The organism is Mesorhizobium waitakense, assembly GCF_056431085.1.
Map to the genome: position 1 here is coordinate 103,613 of NZ_JBWKME010000100.1, position 15,607 is coordinate 119,219.

The window sequence follows — 15,607 nt, forward strand, 5'->3', positions numbered from 1 at the left end:
GGCTACAGGCTGCCCGCCAGAAAATCAACGAACGCCCTTGCCCTAACGCTGGCCTTGCGTCCGGCCGGAAACAGCGCCCACAATTCAACGGGCGGCAGCGCCCAGTCGACCAGGATCGGCCGAACCGCACCGCTGCGCAGTTCCGCGTCGAACATCCATTCGGAGCCGACCGTGAAGCCGATGCCGGCGAGTACTGCCTCACGTATCCCTTCGGCGGAAGTCACGCGCAGCCGCCCTTGGCCGGCAAGCGAAACCTCTTCGGCGCCTCGCCGGAATGTCCAGCGATTGGAAGTGCCTGCGCGGACGAAAAGGATCGCCTCGTGCCGCGACAGCTCATCCGGCGCGATGGGTTCGCCCTCGCGTGCCAGGTAGGAGGGTGCCGCCACCACGAGACGACGACAGGTGGCGATCTTGCGCCCGATTTGAGCCGGGGCGAAGCTTTCACCCAGACGGAGCATGACATCCACCCCTTCCTCGACGAGGTCGACGTTCCTGTCGTCCATCGCCACCTCGACGTCGAGCCTCGGGTGAGCGTCGAGGAAGGCTTTCAGCCTCGGAACGACATGCAGGCGGCCGAAGGTTACCGACGTACCGATGCGCAGCAATCCGGTAAGCGCCGCCGCAGTGCCACGCGCCGCGTTCTCTGCTTCGTCGGCCTCGTCGACCGCGCGCTTGGCGCCTTCATAGAAGCTGAGGCCGGCATCGGTCGGCGAGAGACCTCGGGTGGTGCGCGACAGCAGGCGAACGCCGAGCCGTTCCTCGAGCTGCGCGATGGCCTTCGAGACGGCAGGCTGCCCGACGCGCAAATGCCGCGCGGCCGCCGAGAACGAGCCGGTTTCGATGACCCTTATGAAGGTGTTCATCACCATGAGCCTGTCCATCTATTCCACCTTGGAATTAGTAATATGGCATTACTCACTCTACCTGACCCATCCAGGAATGGCCAATTGGGCGATTGTCAAAACCATCCATCCATTCGGAGAACCAAAATGGGCAAGCTCAACAACAAGGTCGCCATCGTCACCGGCGCCGCGCGCGGCATCGGTGCGGGCATCGCCAAACGGCTGGCGGCGGAAGGCGCCGCTGTCGTGGTTAACTACGCCTCCAGCCGTGAGGCTGCAGAACGCACGGTCAAGGAGATCGTCGCCGCCGGTGGCAAGGCGACTGCGGTTCGGGGTGACGTGGCCGAGGCCGCCGAAGTCGAGAAGATGTTCGAGGCCGCCGAGATCGCATTCGGCAAGCCAAGCATTCTGATCAACAACGCCGCGACCGCCAGCTTCGGCACTTTCGAGGAAGCCAGTGAGGCGGATTATCGGCGGCTCTTCGACACCAACGTCCTGGGCACGATCCTGACCACAAAGGCTGCCATGCGCCACTTCCCCGAGACCGGCGGCAGCATCGTCAACATCGGCACGATCTCGAGCTGGAACCCGGTGCCAAACACCAGCCTCTATTCGGCCAGCAAAGCGGCGATCGATACGCTGACGCTTAGCCTGTCGAGAGAACTCGGAGCCCGCAACATCCGTGTCAACATCGTGGCGCCTGGCTATACCCATACCGAAATGACCGAAGGTATGGTTGGCACCGATTTCGGCAATATGCTGATCGCTGGCGTGCCCCTTGGCCAGCGCTTCGGCAAGCCGGACGACATCGCCCCGACCGTGGCCTTCCTCGCCTCGGACGAGGCGGCGTGGCTGACCGGCGAACGCATCAACGCGTCCGGCGGCGCTCGCTGATACGACGCCGGCTTAACATCCGCCATCGGGCGGCCATGGCCTCCCGGTGGCATCGTCGAGCACTTCCACAGCTGCGTTCCCGGGCGTTTCGCTGCTTTTCCCTTTATTGTGACAATGATCTATGGTTTGTCGCGCCGCGGCCAAGCGGCTGTTCCGGAGTGTTTTTTGAGGAGTGCTCGATAAAATGGCGAATGAAAACTGGCCCGTTTATGGTGAGATCACCGGCCCCGTGGTGATGATCGGCTTCGGCTCGATCGGACGGGGGACGCTGCCGCTCATCGAACGCCATTTCACGTTCGACAAGTCGCGCATGACGGTCCTCGACCCACGCGACACCGACCGAAAGCTGCTCGACGAGCGCGGCATCGCTTTCGTCCAGGACGCGGTGACCGAGAAGAACTACAAGAAGCTTTTGACGCCGCTCCTGACCAATGGCGGTGGCCAGGGCTTTTGCATCAACCTGTCGGTCGATACCGGCTCGGTGGACCTGATGCGGCTCTGCCGCAAGCTCGGCGTGCTCTACATCGACACCGTCGTCGAGCCATGGCTCGGCTTCTATTTCGATGCCCAGGCCGACAATGCCAGCCGCACCAACTATGCGCTGCGCGAAGCGATGATCAAGGAAAAGCACGACAAGCCCGGCGGCGCGACGGCGGTCTCCACCTGCGGCGCCAATCCCGGCATGGTCTCGTGGTTCGTCAAGCAGGCGCTGGTCAACCTCGCTACCGATCTTGGCCTCGAGTTTTCTGAGCCTACGCAGGATGACCGCGAGGGCTGGGCCAAGCTGATGAAGAAGGCCGGCGTCAAGGGCATCCACATCGCCGAGCGCGACACCCAGCGCGCCAAGAAGCCGAAGCCGATGGCTGTGTTCTGGAACACCTGGTCGGTCGAGGGCTTCATTTCCGAGGGCCTGCAGCCTGCCGAGCTCGGCTGGGGCACGCATGAGACGTGGATGCCGAAGAACGCCAAGAAGCACAAGCACGGTTCGAAGGCCGCCATCTACCTGGAGCAGCCCGGCGCCAACACGCGCGTGCGTTCATGGTGCCCGACGCCAGGGCCGCAATACGGCCTGCTTGTCACGCACAACGAGGCGATCTCGATCGCCGATTTCTTCACCGTGCGCTCCAAAAAGGGCAAGGTTCAATACCGCCCGACCTGCCACTATGCCTATCATCCCTGCAATGACGCGATGCTGTCGCTGGACGAGATGTTCGGCGCCGCCGGCAAGCCTCAGCCGGTGCACCACGTGCTCGACGAGAACGAATTGGTCGACGGTGTCGACGAACTCGGCGTGCTGCTCTACGGCCACGACAAGAATGCCTACTGGTACGGCTCACATCTTTCGCTGGCCGACGCGCGCAAGCTGGCGCCCTATCAGAACGCCACCGGTATGCAGGTCACCTCGGCGGTTCTGGCCGGCATGGTATGGGCCCTGGAAAACCCTGAAGCCGGCATCGTCGAGGCCGACGAGATGGACTACAAGCGCTGCCTGGAAGTGCAGTCGCAATATCTGGGACCGGTCGAAGGCCACTACACCGACTGGACGCCGCTCGATAACCGGCCCGGCCTGTTCCCGGAAGAGCTCGACCGCAGCGACCCGTGGCAATTCCGCAACATCCTCGTCCGATAGCAGCCCCGTCAGCATGCCTCGTTGCCTTGCAATCGCCCGGAAATCAGGCGATTGAAGGGATGCGGACTGAGGAGAGGATTTTTTAAAATGAACATTGCGCGCAAGATTGTTTGGATGAGCGTTGCGGCAGCCACTGTAGTGGGGCTTGCTGGCTGTGCGACCAGCGGCCCGGATGGACCGCCGATGGCGGCTTCGCCGAAAGGCGTCGAAGGCTCCTGGATCGACGCCAAGGGTACCGGCCTTTCGACCTTCGCCAGCGGCACCTTCACGACCGTCGCCACCGACACCGGCCAGAAGCTTGCCGATGGCAGCTACACCATGACCGGCGCCACGTCGGTGCAGATCAATGGCACGTCGCTGATCCGCCAGACCGCGGTCAGCTTCAACTGCCTGATGGTGTCGACAAGCCAGCTCAACTGCACCAGCTCCAGCGGCCAGAACTTCGTGCTGACACGGCGCACCTGAGCCAGCGAGTATTCGCTTCCCCAAGGGGACGGCGGCCATCGGCCGCCGTCCCTTTTTTATGCCGGCAAAAGTTCCCGGATTTCCGCTTGCGTCATCTGGAACGCGATGGGAACATGGTTCCAAACGCCGACTGTTATGTTCCAGTCAAGCAAGAGCGTTAAACGCCTCTGATCAGCCTTCCGGGAGACGAAGATGAAGAAATTTGCTGCCATTGCCGCCCTCTCCGCCTCGACGCTCGCTCTGTCGTCCGGCGCATCCTTTGCCGACTACACGTTGAACATCCTGCACATCAACGACTGGCACAGCCGCATCGAAGGCAACAACAAATATGAATCGACCTGCTCGGCCGATGAGGAGACCAAGGGCGAGTGCATTGGCGGCGCGGGCCGGCTGATCACCGCGATCGCCCAGGAACGCAAGAAGCTGGAAGGCCAGAACGTGCTGCTGCTCAGCGCCGGCGACAATTTCCAGGGATCGCTGTTCTACACGACCTACAAAGGCAAGGTCGAAGGCGAATTCCTCAACGAGATGAAGTTCGACGCCATGGCGCTCGGCAACCATGAATTCGACGATGGCGAGACGGCGTTGGCGCCGTTCCTCGACATGATCAAGTTCCCGGTGCTCGGCGCCAATGTGAAGGCCAACGCGCAATCCAAGCTCGGCGACCGCGTCAAGCCGTCTGTTGTCGTCGAGGTCGGTGGCCAGAAGATCGGCATCATCGGCGCGGTGACCAATGACACCCCGGAACTCGCTTCCCCCGGCCCCAACATCACCATCGAGGACGACGTCAAGTCGATCACCGCCGAGGTCGAGAAGCTGAAGGGCGAAGGCGTCAACAAGATCATCGCCGTGACCCATATCGGCTACAAGCGCGAGCGCGACGTCATCGCCAAGATCCCGGGCATCGACGTGGTCGTCGGCGGCCACAGCCACTCGCTGCTGTCGAACACCGACCCGAAGGCGGAGGGCCCCTACCCGACGATGGTCGACAATCCCGACGGCTACAAGGTGCCGGTCGTGCAGGCGGCGTCCTATTCCAAATATCTCGGCGAATTCAAGGTGGTGTTCGACGACAACGGCGTCGTCAAATCGGCCAGCGGCGACCCGATCTTTCTCGACAAGTCGATCACTCCCGACCCGGCTGTGCTCGCCCGCATCAAGGAGCTTGGCGCGCCGATCGAGGCGTTGAAGAACAAGGAAGTGGCCGAGACCACCGACGTCATCGACGGCAGCCGCGAGAACTGCCGCACCCGTGAGTGCGCGATGGGCAACCTCGTCTCCGACGCCATCCTCGACCGCGTCAAGGGACAGGGCGTCGAGATCGTCATCTCCAATGGCGGCGGCCTGCGTGCCTCGATCGACAAAGGCACCGTCACCATGGGCGAGGTGCTGACCGTGCTGCCGTTCCAGAACACGCTGGCAACCTTCCAGATTTCCGGCAAGGACCTGGTGGCCGGCCTCGAGAACGGCCTCAGCCAGATCGAGGACGGCGCCGGCCGCTTCCCGCAGGTCGCCGGCCTGAAATATTCCTTCGACAGGTCGGTTGCGCCCAATGCCGGTCGCGTCAAATCGGTGGAAGTCATGGAGGGCGGCGCCTGGACGCAGATCAATCCGGACAAGGACTATCTGGTCGCCACCAACAACTATGTCCGCCAGGGTGGCGACGGCTACAAGATCTTCGCCGACAAGGCCAAGAACGCCTATGACTACGGTCCGGGCCTCGAACAGGTGGTTGCCGATTATCTCGGCGCGCACCGGCCCTACACGCCAAAGCTCGATGGCCGCATCACGGAGATCGCTGCGACCGTCGCGGCGGCGCCGGCGGCCAAGCCTGCCGAAGCAGCAAAGCCCGCTGAGGCCGCACCGGCGGCGGAACCGGCCAAACCTGCGGAAGCGGCACCGGCGCCCGCCGAACCGGCAGAGGCCGCGCCGGCCGAAAGCAGCCATGTCATCGTTGCCGGCGACACCTATTGGGATCTGGCAAAGAAGGCCTATGGCGACGCGACCAAATGGAAGCTGATCTACGAGGCCAACAAGGGCCAAAGGCCTCACCGGCTTGCACTTGGCGCAACCCTGACCATCCCGCCAAAGTAAGGTCGCTTCGCCTCTTTCAACGACGCACCCGCCCGGGAAACCGGGCGGGTTTTTCGTTCTCTGCAGAGCAAATCCAGGAAAAGTGCGCAGCGGTTTTCCCGGGAAAGGCGCGTAGCGCATTCCCTCAGGGAATCGCGTCAAAAACAAATCCTTAGAGCGGCTCAGCGCTTCTATCTAAGCTGAACCGTTCTAAGGTGCGGCCAGACGCTGCATTGAAAACTGGCGTGGCATCGCTAGTTTCGCGCCGTGTCCGGAGACTAGGTATGACCCTATCCAACCCTGCCGATCCAAAAGCCGCGAAGGCCGGCGGCCCGTTGCCCGCGGGGCATCCGACGGTCAAGGCTGGCAAGGTCGGGGTCATGCTGGTCAATCTCGGCACGCCGGACGGCACCGATTTCAAGCCGATGTGGCGCTATCTGCGTGAATTCCTGTCCGATCCACGCGTCATCGAACTCAACAAGGCGATCTGGTACCCGATCCTCTACGGGCTGGTGCTCACCAGGCGGCCGAAGGCGTCGGGCGCCAACTACGCCCGGATCTGGAACCGGGAGAGGAACGAGTCGCCCTTGCGCACCTACACCCGCGCCCAGGGCGAAAAGCTGGCCGAGGCGTTGCGCGACCTGCCCGAGGTCGTCGTCGACTGGGCGATGCGCTACGGCAATCCTTCGACCGCGAGCATCGCCCAGGGGTTGGTCGAAAAGGGCTGCGACCGCATTCTTTCATTCCCGCTCTATCCGCAGTACTCGGCGACCACCACCGCCACCGCCAACGACCAGCTGTTTCGCGCCCTGATGAAGATGCGCCGCGCACCGGCCATCCGCAGCGTGCCGCCTTACTACGACGAACCGGTCTATATCGAAGCGCTGGCGCGTTCGATCGAGAGGCATCTGGCAACGCTGGATTTCGAACCGGAGGTTGTCATTGCTTCCTTTCACGGCATCCCGAAACCCTATTTCGAGAAGGGCGACCCTTATCATTGCCACTGCCAGAAAACGACGCGGCTGTTGCGCGAACGGCTTGGCTGGGATGACAACAAACTGATCATCACCTTCCAGTCGCGCTTCGGCGCGCAGGAATGGCTGCAGCCCTATACCGACAAGACCGTGGAGAAACTGGCCAGGGACGGGGTGAAGTCGATCGCCATCGTCAATCCGGGCTTTTCGGTCGACTGCATCGAGACACTGGACGAGATCGGCCGCGAGGCGGCCGAGACTTTCCATCATGCCGGCGGCAAGAACTTCGCCCACATCCCCTGCCTCAACGACAGCACCGAGGGCATGGCGGTGATCGAGGCAATGGTACGGCGCGAACTGTCCGGCTGGGTCTGACGCCGGAACAACACAAGCTCCGGGGCGTTGTGCAGCACCTCCGGAGACTTTGATGCCTCGCAAACTTGACCTCAGAAGCGGCCGGCCCGTCTGGTCCGCCTACCGGGCGCCTGCTGTCCCGACGGCCGCGCTGACCCGTGACGCCAAGGCTGACGTGCTGATCGTCGGCATGGGCATCAGCGGCGCCATGACGGCCGAGATGTTGACGGCGCACGGTCATGCGGTGATCTGCATCGACCGGCGCGGCCCGCTGAAAGGCTCGACGTCCGCGACCACGGCTCTCGTGCAGTTCGAAATCGACCAGCCACTTTCGACACTCTCGAAGATGATCGGCAAGACCTCGGCGGAGCAGGCCTGGCGGCGCTCGCGGCTCGCCGTTTCCAACCTCGCTGCCCGCATTGCCGAACTCGACATCAACTGCAGCCCGAGCCGCAACCCGTCGCTCTATCTGGCGGGCACTCTGCTCGGCCCGTCGGAACTCCGGGACGAGGCCGAGGCACGAAGACAGGCAGGCATCGCCGCGACCTATCTCACCGCGGCACCGCTGGCGGAGAAATTCGGCATCGACCGCGAAGCCGCCATCCTCAGTCACGGCAACATCGCGCTTGATCCGCGCAAGCTGACGGCCGGGCTGCTGCTGAAGGCCGCGGAGCACAAGGCACGCTTCTATGCTCCCGTTGAAGCGACGGCAATCGAGGACAGTGCCGACGAGGTGGTCGTGGCAACCAGGGATGGCCCCACCATCACGGCACGGCATGTTGTTTTGGCCACTGGCTACGAACTGGTCGACATCGTGCCGGCGGCCGCCCACCGGATCATCTCGACATGGGCGATCGCGACACGCCCGCAACCGCGAAAGATCTGGCGGCGGGCAGCGTTCATCTGGGAGGCGTCGGACCCATATCTTTACATGCGCGCGACGGCCGATGGCAGGGTCGTCTGTGGTGGCGAGGACGAGGATTTTGTCGACGAGGCGCGACGCGACGAGTTGATCGCCGACAAGACTGCACGCATCGCCGAAAAACTTGGGCGGCTGTTCCCGCATCTCGACGTCAGGCCCGAATTCGCCTGGACCGGTTCGTTCGGCACCACGACCACCGGCCTGCCCTATATCGGCGCCATTCCCAGGCACCCGCGCATCCATGCCGTGATGGGTTACGGCGGCAACGGCATCACGTTCTCGCAGATCGCTTCCGAGATTGTCTCGGCCTCAGTCAACGGGCAGAGCGACACGGATGCAGAGTTGTTTGCCTTCAACCGTCGATAGCAGACCCACAAACAATCCATCATCACCTGATTGTAACGTTCCTGAAACACACTTAAGTCTTTGGTGAAGCCGGCTGCGCGAGAATGGCTTTCGCGGCCTGCCTCTGAGGGAGAGCCAAATGGATTTCAGTGGTTTCGATATTGCGGTCATTGTTTTGGTCGCGCTTGTCGTGCTGGTGCTGTTCAAAGGCATCAAGACAATTCCGCAAGGCTATAACTATACGGTCGAACGTTTTGGCCGTTACACCAAGACACTGAGTCCTGGCCTCAATCTCATCACGCCGTTCGTCGACCGCATCGGTGCCAAGATGAACATGATGGAGCAGGTGCTCGACGTTCCGAGCCAGGAAATCATTACCCGCGACAACGCCATCGTCGGTGTCGACGGCATCGCCTTCTACCAGATCCTCAATGCGGCACAGGCCGCCTATCAGGTTGCTGGCTTGCAGAACGCCATCCTCAACCTGACGATGACCAACATCCGTACCGTCATGGGCTCGATGGACCTGGACGAGCTGTTGTCGAACCGCGACGCCATCAACGAACGGCTGCTGCGCGTCGTCGACGAAGCAGCGCATCCGTGGGGCATCAAGATCACCCGCGTCGAGATCAAGGACATCAACCCGCCGGCCAATCTCATCGAATCGATGGGCCGGCAGATGACGGCCGAGCGCAACAAGCGCGCGCAGATCCTCGCCGCCGAGGGCCTCAAGCAGTCACAGATCCTCGAAGCCGAAGGCCGCAAGGAAGCCGCCTTCCGCGACGCCGAGGCGCGCGAGCGCTCGGCTGAAGCCGAAGCGCGCGCCACGCAGGTGGTGTCGGAAGCGATCTCGAAAGGCGACGTGCAGGCGCTGAACTACTTCGTGGCGCTGAAATACACCGAAGCGCTCGGCAAGATCGGCACGGCCATCAACAGCAAGATCGTGCTGATGCCGATGGAAGCCTCGTCGCTGATCGGCACGCTTGGCGGTATTGGCGAAATCGCCAAGGAAGTCTTCCGCAGCGAAGGCACGGCCGGCGCTGCCCGGCAGGCCGCACGCCCGCCGGTGGTTCGCCCAAGCGAGAACTGAGGGGCATACTCCCATGTTGGACCGCATCATTTCCGAACTCGGCCCGTGGAACTGGATGGTTCTGGGCTTCGTCCTGCTGGTGATGGAAATCATCGCACCAGGCATCTTCATGCTGTGGATCGGCATCGCCGCCCTGATCATCGGCGCGGTGTCGCTGTTGATCTGGGATGCCGGTTTCTGGACCTGGCAGGTCCAGGTTCTCGCCTTCCTGGCGCTGTCACTGGTCTCGGCCTATGTCGGCAAGAAACTGGTCGGTGGTCACGATGATCCGACCGACCAGCCGCTGCTCAACCGGCGCGGCTCGCAGATGGTCGGCAAGATGGCGACGCTAGCCGAACCGATCCGGGACGGGCGTGGCCGCATCAAGCTGGGCGATACGCTGTGGCGTGTCTCCGGCCCGGACCTGCCGGCAGGCACGCAGGTGCGGGTGACGGCTGCGGCCGACACGGATCTGGAACTGACCGTGGAGCGGGTCTGACGCTTAGGCTGCGCCTATACGCAGGAGATCGTGCAGGTGGATGAGGCCCACCGGCAGTCTGCCTTCCACCACCATCAGACTGGTGATGGAAGAATTGTTGATCGTCTGCAGCGCCGTTGCCACCAACGTGTCCGGCGACGCCGTCTTCGGTCCTTTTGTCATCACCTCATCCACCGTCATCGCCAGCAGATTGCTGCCGATGTGACGCCTTATGTCACCGTCGGTGATGATGCCGACCAGCGCGCCGTCGGCGTCGGTGATCGCCACGCAACCAAATCCCTTGCGCGACAGTTCAAGGATAGCATCCTGCATGCCGGTGCCCGTGGCCACCAGCGGCAGCCTGTCGCCGACATGCATGATCTCGTGGATCTGCGTCAGGTTGGCGCCGAGCTGACCACCGGGGTGAAAGGTGCGGAAATGGTCCGGCGTGAAGCCGCGCGCTTCGAGCAGGGCGATCGCCAGCGCATCGCCCATCACCAGTTGCAGCAGCGTCGAGGTCGTCGGCGCCAGGCCGTGTGGACAGGCCTCAGGCGCGCGGGGCAGCAGCAGCACGACGTCCGCGGCCCGCGCCAGCGCCGATGTCTCTCCGGCAGTGATGGCTATAAGCGGAATGGAGAAGCGCCTCGAATAGGCGACAATGCCCATCAGTTCCTTGCTCTCACCCGACCACGACATGGCGATGATGGCATCGTCCCTGGCAATCATACCGAGATCGCCGTGATTGGCTTCGGCGGGATGGACGAAAAAGGCCGGTGTGCCGGTCGAGGCTAGCGTCGCCGCGATCTTCGAACCGATATGGCCGCTTTTGCCGACGCCGGTGACGATCAGCCGACCCTCGATCTTCGAGATCATCTCGACGGCCTGGGCGAAAGGCTCAGCCAGTCCGTTCTCGAGTGCCTCGGCAAGGGCCGCGACACCAGCCTGCTCCGTTGCCACCGTTCTCAGCGCCGAAGCGATCGCGGCTTGCCTGTCCAAAGGCTTCTTATTCAGGGATCCCGCATGCATGGCTGATGCGATTAGCGCGTTGCCGCCCGCCTGTCCAACAGAAATGGCCCCACGATGGCTAGGGACAGTGACAAGCACGCAAGCAAAAGGCTTAACGCACGCCGTGAAACCCTTTGGAAATCGGTACTTGAGGCCGCTGACGACCTCCAGCCTCAACCCTCCGTTAACCATCCCCATTTACGGTTCGGTAAGTATGGCGCGCGTGCGCCGCGCAAGCAGTGGTGACGATGTCCGGGGGCCAGCCAGAAAAATCAGGAGGACGAAAGGGCAAGGCTGCCTGCGCCTTGCTGCTGGCGACCAGCATGCTTGCCTTGCTGCGCCCGACGGCGCTCCATGCCCAGGAAACGGAGCTGCGCGGCGAGGTTTCCGAAACGGCAATCCTGTCCGACCAGCAGCGCAAGGCGAGGCAGCTGGCTCTGGCAGCCCAAGGCCAGCAGGCGCCGGTCAACGCGGCGCAGGACAATGCGCCGGCACGAACCTACCTGCCGGCCAGCGCCGGCGCGGTGCCTGATGACACGGACGCCGGCGCCGCGACCGCGATCGGCAGCGTGTTCGATCCGCCTTCGGCCACCGACGATACCTCCGCCGATGCCGCGGCACCGCCAAAGCCTCGCCGCCGACCATCAACCGCCAGCCAAAATGCAGCGGATCCGGCCAAGGACAAGGCGACCGGCAAGTCGAGGAAGAAAAAGTCGACGACCGCGGCCACAGACGCCACGACCACGGGCGCCACCACCTCTACGACGGACGACGACACCACCGAAACGGATCAGGAGGCAGCCAGCCGCCGCGCCGTCACCATCGACAGCGTCGACAGTCAGAAGCTTGACCGCGGCGCCGAACGCACCGCCTCCATCGAAGGCCAGGACACGAAGGCCGAGGACGATCCGTTTGCCGCCACCGGCGTCAAATGGGGCTCTTTCGTCATCCGGCCGACGATCGAACAGGGCCTGACCGCCACCTCGAACGGCGATGCGAGCAGTGCCGGCACGTCGGCGCTGCTGTCCGAGACGGCGCTGCGCTTTTCCGCCGCCTCCGACTGGCGCGAGAACTCGGCGACGATCGACGGCTACGGCCTTTTCCGCGAGACCGTGTCGGGCTATTCGGTTCATGATGAGCAGGGCCGCATAGAAGGCCAGCTCAACGTCGACCTCGACAACGAGCTGCGTGCGATTGCCAAGCTTGGCTACGAGGCTGTACCGGAAGATGCCTCCTCGCCGAACGCCATTGTCGGTGTCTCCACACAACCGCTGCGGCAGACCATCGACGGCAGCCTCGGCATCGAAAAAGACGTCGGCAAGATGCGCTATGCATTGACCGGCGCGGTGACGCACGACTTCTATGGCGACGCGGAGCTTTCGGACGGCACCTCGTTGTCGCAGAAGGACCGCGACTCCACGCTCTATACGGCAACCCTGCGCACCGGCTACGAGATTTCTCCGGCACTCACCCCCTTCACCGAAATCGAGGTCGGTCGCCGGACCTATGATCAACGCATCGACACCGATGGCTTCGAGCGCTCCTCGACGCGCCTCGGAGGCCGCGCCGGCCTTGAGCTCGACATGGGCGAGAAGCTGTCGGGCGAATTCTCGGCCGGCTGGCTGCGGGAGGCGATCGACGACGATCGGCTCGAAGCGATTTCGGGGGCGACCGTCAACGCCGACCTCAAATGGTCGCCGGAACGCGGCACCACGATCGGCCTGACCGGCGTGACCACCGTCGAGCCCACGACCATCGCCGGGCAAAGCGGCGATATCCTTTATTCAGGCCGCTTGACGGGCGAGCGGCAGATCCGCGCCAACCTCACCGGAAATGCGGCTCTGGGCCTTGATTGGCGCGATTATATCGGCGTCGAGGGCCATGACAGGACCCTGAGCGCCGAGGCGGGCCTGACATGGTGGCTGAACCGCTATGCCGGCCTCACCACCCGGGTGAGGACCGAAAAGCTGACCAGCAATCTGCCGGGCCGCGACTACACCGCCAACAGCATCTTCCTGGGCGTAAAGGTGCAGCGCTAAGGTCTGCACACGCACCAAGCCTATGCCGAGATTCAGGTGAGCCCGGCATCACCTTGATATCGACATAGCCTTAGAAGGCGGCACCGCGACGCTCTGATGGCTTCAGTTCGTCGAGAAGCGTGCGGATGACGCCGGCCATGTTCTCGTTCATGTCGCTGCGCCACAAAGCGAAGGCGACGTTGGCCTCGACGAAGCCTTCCGGCGATCCGCAATCGAAGGTACGGCCCTGATAGTGGTAGCCGTAGAAGGGCTGCTGCTTTTCCAGCTTCAGCATCGCGTCGGTGAGCTGGATCTCGTTGCCGGCGCCCTTTTCCTGGCCTTCCAGGATCTTGAAGATCTCGGGCTGCAGGATGTAGCGGCCGTTGATGTAGAGATTGGACGGTGCGGTGCCGGTCTTCGGCTTTTCCACCATCTCGGTGATGCGGAAGCCGTGATGCGTGTCCTCGCCACGGCCGACGATGCCGTATTTGTGGGCTTCGGCCGGGTCGCATTCCTGCACCGCGATGATGTTGTTGCCGGTTTCCTGGTAGAGCTCGACCATGTCCTTCATGCAGCTCTGTTCTGACTGCATGATCATGTCGGGCAACAAAAGGGCGAACGGTTCGTCGCCGACCAGCTCGCGCGCGCACCAGACGGCATGGCCAAGGCCGAGCGGCACCTGCTGGCGGGTGAAGCTGGTCTGCCCTGGCGCCGGCTGCAGGCGCTGCAGGCGGGCGAGCTGGTCGTCCTTGCCGCGCTGGGCCAGCGTGTCATAGAGCTCGAACTGGACGTCGAAATGGTCCTCGATGACGGCCTTGTTTCGGCCGGTGACGAAGATGAAATGCTCGATACCGGCCTCGCGCGCCTCATCCACCACATATTGGATCACTGGCCGGTCGACGACCGTCAGCATTTCCTTGGGGATGGCCTTGGTGGCCGGGAGAAACCGTGTGCCGAGACCGGCGACCGGGAAGACTGCCTTGCGAACTCTCTTCATGCTGTCAATTATCCATTTGATGGCCTGCTCCGCAATCCCCGTTTCAAGACATTTTCACGCCGGAATTGAGGACTACCGAGCAACTGAGGGGAACATTCCCCGGTAAAGCTTTGAGGCGTCTTTTCGTTCCCGGCAGCACCTATGGTAAACTAATTCCTAACCTGGTTCGGCGATGAATGGTCTTTCCTGAGACAGAGAAAGGGGAAAAGATGTCCGTTCGCAGTGCCGCAAAGCGTTTTACCAGCGTCATCGCGGCAGCCAGCCTCTCGCTCGCCCTGCTGATGCCCGGCCCGGCTTTCGCCGATGCCGGTTTCCGGCAGTGGGTCGCCGGCTTCCGCGCCACAGCCGTGCAGAGCGGCGTTTCCGGTGCCCTCTACGACCAGGCCTTCAGGGACATCAGGGATATCGACCCGGTGGTGCTGGAAAAGGCGCGTACGCAGCCTGAATTCACCGCGCCTGCCTGGGACTATTTCGACAACCGCGTCCATGACCAGTCTGTCGCCGTCGGCCAGCAAATGGCCAAGAAGTGGAAGCCATGGCTGGACAGGATCGAGGCCAGGTTCGGCGTCGACCGCTACATCCTGCTCGCCATCTGGTCGATGGAATCGAACTATGGCGAAATCCTCAAGCGCGACGACATCATGCGCAACGTCGTGCGCTCGCTGGCGACCCTGGCCTATGCCGATCCGAAGCGGGCAAAATTCGCCCGCACCCAGTTGATCGCCGCGCTGAAGATCCTGCAGACCGGCGATATCGACGAAAGCCATCTGAGCGGATCCTGGGCCGGCGCCATGGGCCACACCCAGTTCATCCCGACCAGCTATCTGCACTATGCCGTCGACATGGACGGCAACGGCAAGCGCGACATCTGGAATTCGATCCCCGATGCGCTGGCGACGGCGGCCAACCTGTTGAAGAAGAATGGCTGGCAGGCCGGCAAGACCTGGGGCTATGAGGTCACCTTGCCGGCCGGCAAGCTTCCTGGCGGTTCTAAGACGCTGTCGCAATGGCAGGCGCTCGGCGTTGCCAGGGCCAACGGCAAGCCGTTCAAGAACGGCTCCGACAAGGCGACGCTGAAAGTGCCGGACGGTCGCGGCGGGCCAGCCTTCCTGATGGTCAAGAATTTCTCGGTCATCAAGGCCTACAACAATGCCGACAAATATGCGCTTGCCGTCGGTCTTCTCGCCGACGAAATCGCCGGCTCCAGCGGTCTCGTGCAGGACTGGAAGCGGCCTTTCACCAAGCTCACTTTCGAGGAAAGGCAGGAGCTGCAGAAGCGGCTTTCCCAGCACGGGCTCTACGACGGCAAATTCGATGGCAAGATCGGCGACGGCTCGAAAACCGCCATCATGGCCTTCCAGGCCAAGGCCGGATTGGCCCAGGACGGCTATCCGAGCATGGAAGTGCTGAAGTGGCTCAGGCAGAAATAGGGCCACCTGCGGTGCCACGCGGCCTTTCGGACGCGCAAAGGACACTGTAGCAATCTGTATGGTGCAATGACCTTCGAAAGTCGACGCGACTTTTCAAGGCAGTGCGCCACG

At 62.8% G+C, this 15,607-nt stretch carries 13 protein-coding genes; 10 read left to right on the forward strand and 3 right to left on the reverse strand.

Annotated elements, in window-relative coordinates:
* Positions 1-2: 2 nt before the first annotated feature.
* Complete coding sequence (locus AC07FD_RS21490; protein WP_095084563.1) at positions 3-881, reverse strand: LysR family transcriptional regulator; 879 nt, start codon at positions 879-881, stop codon at positions 3-5.
* Between the two features lie 108 nt (positions 882-989).
* Between AC07FD_RS21490 and AC07FD_RS21495 the strand changes: the two genes are divergently transcribed.
* The 8 genes from AC07FD_RS21495 (at position 990) to AC07FD_RS21530 (ending at position 10,067) form a co-directional block, all read left to right on the forward strand.
* Positions 990-1,736 (forward strand): SDR family NAD(P)-dependent oxidoreductase, encoded by a 747-nt coding sequence (locus AC07FD_RS21495; RefSeq protein ID WP_095084564.1) that lies wholly within the window; start codon positions 990-992, stop codon positions 1,734-1,736.
* 184 nt (positions 1,737-1,920) lie between these two features.
* Entirely contained in the window at positions 1,921-3,366 is a 1,446-nt protein-coding gene (locus AC07FD_RS21500) for a homospermidine synthase (RefSeq protein WP_478351455.1), read from the forward strand.
* Between the two features lie 87 nt (positions 3,367-3,453).
* Positions 3,454-3,831, forward strand: coding sequence for an outer membrane lipoprotein Omp10 (gene omp10, locus AC07FD_RS21505; protein WP_095084566.1), 378 nt, complete (start codon positions 3,454-3,456; stop codon positions 3,829-3,831).
* A gap of 192 nt (positions 3,832-4,023) precedes the next feature.
* Complete coding sequence (locus AC07FD_RS21510) at positions 4,024-5,925, forward strand: 5'-nucleotidase C-terminal domain-containing protein (protein WP_478351456.1); 1,902 nt, start codon at positions 4,024-4,026, stop codon at positions 5,923-5,925.
* 263 nt (positions 5,926-6,188) lie between these two features.
* Positions 6,189-7,253, forward strand: a complete 1,065-nt coding sequence (gene hemH, locus AC07FD_RS21515; RefSeq protein ID WP_478351457.1) for a ferrochelatase — start codon at positions 6,189-6,191, stop codon at positions 7,251-7,253.
* Positions 7,254-7,305: 52 nt separating this feature from the next.
* Positions 7,306-8,520, forward strand: a complete 1,215-nt coding sequence (locus tag AC07FD_RS21520; RefSeq protein ID WP_478351458.1) for an NAD(P)/FAD-dependent oxidoreductase — start codon at positions 7,306-7,308, stop codon at positions 8,518-8,520.
* Positions 8,521-8,638: 118 nt separating this feature from the next.
* Positions 8,639-9,589: an SPFH domain-containing protein gene (locus AC07FD_RS21525; RefSeq protein WP_478351459.1), complete on the forward strand. Its 951-nt coding sequence runs from the start codon at positions 8,639-8,641 to the stop codon at positions 9,587-9,589.
* A 13-nt stretch (positions 9,590-9,602) separates the two neighbouring features.
* Entirely contained in the window at positions 9,603-10,067 is a 465-nt protein-coding gene (locus tag AC07FD_RS21530; RefSeq protein WP_478351460.1) for an NfeD family protein, read from the forward strand.
* Positions 10,068-10,070: 3 nt separating this feature from the next.
* Here the strand turns inward: AC07FD_RS21530 and AC07FD_RS21535 are convergent, their stop codons facing one another.
* On the reverse strand, positions 10,071-11,072 hold the full coding sequence (locus tag AC07FD_RS21535; RefSeq protein ID WP_478351461.1) for a KpsF/GutQ family sugar-phosphate isomerase: 1,002 nt from the start codon (positions 11,070-11,072) through the stop codon (positions 10,071-10,073).
* Positions 11,073-11,299: 227 nt separating this feature from the next.
* Here AC07FD_RS21535 and AC07FD_RS21540 point away from each other — a divergent pair, with 227 nt between their 5' ends.
* Positions 11,300-13,090 carry an outer membrane beta-barrel protein gene (locus tag AC07FD_RS21540; protein WP_478351462.1) on the forward strand — a complete coding sequence of 597 codons (1,791 nt, stop codon included), beginning with the start codon at positions 11,300-11,302 and terminating at the stop codon, positions 13,088-13,090.
* A 70-nt stretch (positions 13,091-13,160) separates the two neighbouring features.
* On the opposite strand, the gene galU is transcribed toward AC07FD_RS21540, so the two are convergent.
* A complete protein-coding gene (gene galU, locus AC07FD_RS21545; protein WP_457150800.1) occupies positions 13,161-14,066 on the reverse strand; it encodes a UTP--glucose-1-phosphate uridylyltransferase GalU in 906 nt (301 codons plus the stop codon).
* 209 nt (positions 14,067-14,275) lie between these two features.
* Here galU and AC07FD_RS21550 point away from each other — a divergent pair, with 209 nt between their 5' ends.
* Positions 14,276-15,496 (forward strand): lytic murein transglycosylase, encoded by a 1,221-nt coding sequence (locus AC07FD_RS21550; RefSeq protein WP_477228003.1) that lies wholly within the window; start codon positions 14,276-14,278, stop codon positions 15,494-15,496.
* Positions 15,497-15,607 lie beyond the last annotated feature (111 nt).

Bases quoted from the DNA above. Each gene is read 5' to 3' on its own strand.
- AC07FD_RS21525 (WP_478351459.1), top strand. From the start codon at position 8,639: ATGGATTTCAGTGGTTTCGATATTGCGGTCATTGTTTTGGTCGCGCTT.
- AC07FD_RS21495 (WP_095084564.1), top strand. From the start codon at position 990: ATGGGCAAGCTCAACAACAAGGTCGCCATCGTCACCGGCGCCGCGCGC.
- AC07FD_RS21510 (WP_478351456.1), top strand. From the start codon at position 4,024: ATGAAGAAATTTGCTGCCATTGCCGCCCTCTCCGCCTCGACGCTCGCT.
- hemH (WP_478351457.1), top strand. From the start codon at position 6,189: ATGACCCTATCCAACCCTGCCGATCCAAAAGCCGCGAAGGCCGGCGGC.
- omp10 (WP_095084566.1), top strand. From the start codon at position 3,454: ATGAACATTGCGCGCAAGATTGTTTGGATGAGCGTTGCGGCAGCCACT.
- AC07FD_RS21530 (WP_478351460.1), top strand. From the start codon at position 9,603: ATGTTGGACCGCATCATTTCCGAACTCGGCCCGTGGAACTGGATGGTT.
- AC07FD_RS21490 (WP_095084563.1), bottom strand. From the start codon at position 881: ATGGACAGGCTCATGGTGATGAACACCTTCATAAGGGTCATCGAAACC.
- AC07FD_RS21540 (WP_478351462.1), top strand. From the start codon at position 11,300: ATGTCCGGGGGCCAGCCAGAAAAATCAGGAGGACGAAAGGGCAAGGCT.
- AC07FD_RS21520 (WP_478351458.1), top strand. From the start codon at position 7,306: ATGCCTCGCAAACTTGACCTCAGAAGCGGCCGGCCCGTCTGGTCCGCC.
- AC07FD_RS21550 (WP_477228003.1), top strand. From the start codon at position 14,276: ATGTCCGTTCGCAGTGCCGCAAAGCGTTTTACCAGCGTCATCGCGGCA.
- AC07FD_RS21535 (WP_478351461.1), bottom strand. From the start codon at position 11,072: ATGCATGCGGGATCCCTGAATAAGAAGCCTTTGGACAGGCAAGCCGCG.
- galU (WP_457150800.1), bottom strand. From the start codon at position 14,066: ATGAAGAGAGTTCGCAAGGCAGTCTTCCCGGTCGCCGGTCTCGGCACA.
- AC07FD_RS21500 (WP_478351455.1), top strand. From the start codon at position 1,921: ATGGCGAATGAAAACTGGCCCGTTTATGGTGAGATCACCGGCCCCGTG.